Raw genomic sequence first — 3,413 nt, forward strand, 5'->3', positions numbered from 1 at the left:
GCCGGAGGAGATAGCCCGGGTCGTGGGCTTCCTCGCGGCCGACGAGTCCGCGTACATCACCGGGCAGATCTGGGCCGTCAACGGCGGCCTGGACATGTGACGTTCGACGAGTGACTGGAGGAGTCATGGAAGACCACCGGGACGTCCTGGTCCTGTCGGCCACGAGGACCGCGATCGGCAAGTACGGCGGCGGTCTCGCCGCGGTCCCGCCCTGCGATCTCGCCGCGACCGTGGTACGCGAGGCGGTCAGCCGGGCGGGCGTGGAGCCTACCGATGTCGGTCACGCGGTGTTCGGCAACGTGATCCACACCGAGGTGCGGGACATGTACCTGGGCCGGGTCGCCGCGGTCAACGGCGGCCTGCCGGTCGAGACGCCAGCGTTCACGCTGAACCGGCTGTGCGGCAGCGGCCTGCAGGCGATCGTGTCCGCGGCCCAGGCGATCCGGCTCGGCGACTGCGACGTCGCGGTGGCCGGCGGGGCCGAGTCGATGAGCCGGGGACAGTACTGGCTGCCGGGCATGCGGTGGGGACAGCGGATGCAGGACGGCGTGGTCGTCGACGCCATGGTCGGCGCGCTCACCGACCCGTTCGATGCCTGCCACATGGGGGTGACGGCCGAGAACGTCGCCGCCGACTACGGCGTGTCCCGGGCGGACCAGGACGAGCTCGCCGCGGAGAGCCACCGGCGCGCCGCGGCCGCGGCCGACGCCGGGTACTTCACGGAGCAGATCACGCCGGTGGAAGTGCCGGGGAAGAAGGGCACCGTGACCGTCGACACCGACGAGCACATCCGGCCCGGCGTGACCACCGACGATCTGGCGCGCCTGCGGCCGGCGTTCGCCAAGGACGGCACGGTCACCGCGGGCAACGCGTCGGGGGTCAACGACGCGGCTGCCGCGGTCGTGCTGGCCGACGGTGACTTCGCCGAGCGCCATGGCCACAGCCCGCTCGGGCGGCTCGTCGCTTACGCCCACGCCGGAGTCGAGCCGCGGATCATGGGCATGGGCCCGGTGCCCGCGGTGCGCAAGGTCCTCGACCGGGCCGGAATGAAGATCGACGACATCGACCTGTTCGAGGTGAACGAGGCCTTCGCAGCACAGGCGCTGGCGGTCGTCCGCGAGCTCGGCCTGCCCCCGGACCGGACCAACCCGAACGGCAGCGGCGTCTCGCTCGGGCACCCGATCGGTGCCACCGGCGCGATCCTCGCCGTCAAGGCGCTGTACGAGCTGCGCCGGACCGGCGGCAGGTACGCGCTGGTCACGATGTGCATCGGCGGCGGGCAGGGCATCGCCGCGATCTTCGAGAGGGCGTGAGTGAGCTGAGCGGGTGCGGCAACGCCTGGATTGAGGAGCGAGGGACGAGCGGCGAGGGAAGAGGGTGCCACGCGGTGTCCCGGAGGCGAGCGGGAGGCACAGCATGAGCGGCGTAGCGCGGCCGCGGGAAGCGGCACCGTGGGAAGCGGCCTGGCAGGCCGGGGCGGATGCGTGCGAGGCGCTCGCCCCGGAGGCCGGCCTCATGGCCCGGCTCGACCCCGCCGACTTCGGCGAGTCGGTGCTTTCGGTGCTCGGCCGTGCCGCCCTGCGTCCGGCCGAGGTCGCCGGGGCCTGGGCCCGGTTCGGTACCGCCCTGGCGAAGGTCGGGCCGGCCGCGGCCGCCCGGTGGCTCGGGTCGCAGATGGCGCCGCCGGTGCCTGCCGACCCCCGGGACCGGCGGTTCGCCGACCCCTCGTGGGACGGCAACCCCGGCTACTTCGCCCTGCGGCAGGGCTACCTGGCCGCCCGGCGGCTGGGGGAGGACCTGCTCGCGGCGGGCCGCGGCGACCCGGTGACGGACGAGAAGGCGAAGCTCGCCGTGGGTTTCGCGTTCGACGCGCTGGCCCCGACAAACTTCCTGGCCACCAACCCGGCTGCGGTCAAGCGGGCGTTCGAGACCGGCGGCGCCAGCGTGCTCGCGGGGGCCCGCAACTTCCTGGACGACCTAGCCTGGAACGGAGGGCGCCCGCGCCAGGTCGACACGGCGCCGTTCGAGCTCGGCCGGAACCTCGCGGCCACCCCGGGGAAGGTCGTCTTCCGCAACGACCTGATAGAGCTGATCCAGTACGCGCCCCAGACCAGCCAGGTGCGCGGCGTCCCGCTGCTGCCCAGCCCGCCGTGGATCAACAAGTACTACGTCATGGACCTCGCTCCCGGAAGAAGCTTTATTGAGTGGGCCGTTCAGCACCAGCGCACCGTCTTCGCGATCTCCTACCGCAACCCGGACGCCGCGATGAGCGGCGTGACGCTGGACGATTACCTCATCCACGGCCCGAGCACCGCGCTCGACGTGATCTCCGAGATCACCGGCTCGCCCGTGATCGACATCGTCGGGCTCTGCCTCGGCGGCGCGCTGACCGCGATGCTCGCTGCCTACCTCGCCGAAACCGGCGACAACCGGGTCGGCTCGGTCACCCTGCTCAACACGCTGCTGGACTACAGCGAGCCGGGCGTGCTGGGCGCCTTTGCCGACGAGGAGACCATCTCCCGGCTGGAGAAGGAAATGGCGCGCACCGGCGTCATGGAAGGCTCCAAGATGGCCGTAACGTTCGACGTGCTTCGGGCGAACGACCTGATCTTCAGCTATGTGGTGTCGAACTGGCTGATGGGCCAGAGCCCGCCTGCCTTCGACATTCTCGCCTGGAACGCGGACAGTACCCGTCTGCCGGCGGCCATGCACTCGTTTTATCTCCGGTCGCTGTACGCGCAGAACGAGCTCGCTCGCGGCGAGATGGAACTCGCCGGGACGCTGCTGTCGCTGGCCGACGTCAAGAGCGACGCCTACCTCGTCGGCGCCGTGAACGACCACATCGTGCCGTGGCCGTCGTCGTACAAGGCGACAAGCCTCCTCGGCGGGAGCGTCCGGTACGTGCTGTCCAGCGGCGGTCACATCGCCGGCATCGTCAACCCGCCGGGGCCGAAGTCCTGGTACCAGGTGGGCGAGCACTACCCAGAGTCCCCCGCGCAGTGGCGGGAGGCCGCGCTGAGGCACAGCGGCTCGTGGTGGGAGGACTGGACCGCCTGGGCAGACACGCGCGCCGGGCGCCTCGGCCCGCCGCCGCCGATGGGCAGCAAGCGCTATCCCGCGCTCGGCGAGGCGCCGGGCGACTACGTCCGCGGCTGACGCCGCTCCTACCCGCCCGCCGCCCGCCCGAGTTCCGCTTGACAAACCATCCACTATGCTTGATATACTGAGCACAGACAACCGTCGAGGAGGAGATTCAGATGACCGACGCCCGCACCGCCAGCAAGGAGCTCCAGGACCAGATCCTGGACACCATCCGCAAGAGCCAGGAGGCCGTCACCGACGCGATCCGGACCTGGGCCGAGACCGTCCAGTCCATCACCCCGTCGCTGCCGGTCCCCCCGATGCCGTTCGCT

General features: G+C 71.3%; 3 protein-coding genes. All 3 read left to right on the forward strand.

Features of this window, described 5'->3' with window-relative positions; all coding sequences use genetic code 11:
* Nucleotides 1-100, forward strand: a 100-nt coding sequence (locus VGS97_RS25435; protein ID WP_349262259.1) for an SDR family oxidoreductase, incomplete at its 5' end; no start/stop codon positions are given.
* Between the two features lie 25 nt (nt 101-125).
* The gene (bktB, locus tag VGS97_RS25440; RefSeq protein ID WP_326856181.1) at nt 126-1,313 is read left to right on the forward strand and encodes a beta-ketothiolase BktB; all 1,188 of its coding nucleotides are present in this window, start codon (nt 126-128) and stop codon (nt 1,311-1,313) included.
* A 103-nt stretch (nt 1,314-1,416) separates the two neighbouring features.
* Nucleotides 1,417-3,156 carry a PHA/PHB synthase family protein gene (locus VGS97_RS25445; RefSeq protein ID WP_326856182.1) on the forward strand — a complete coding sequence of 580 codons (1,740 nt, stop codon included), beginning with the start codon at nt 1,417-1,419 and terminating at the stop codon, nt 3,154-3,156.
* The last annotated feature ends 257 nt before the right edge of the window (nt 3,157-3,413 follow it).

It is taken from the genome of Actinocrinis sp. (genome assembly GCF_035946395.1).
In the GTDB taxonomy this organism is placed as follows: Bacteria; Actinomycetota; Actinomycetes; order Streptomycetales; family Catenulisporaceae; genus Actinocrinis.

Bases quoted from the DNA above. Each gene is read 5' to 3' on its own strand.
- bktB (WP_326856181.1), top strand. From the start codon at position 126: ATGGAAGACCACCGGGACGTCCTGGTCCTGTCGGCCACGAGGACCGCG.
- VGS97_RS25445 (WP_326856182.1), top strand. From the start codon at position 1,417: ATGAGCGGCGTAGCGCGGCCGCGGGAAGCGGCACCGTGGGAAGCGGCC.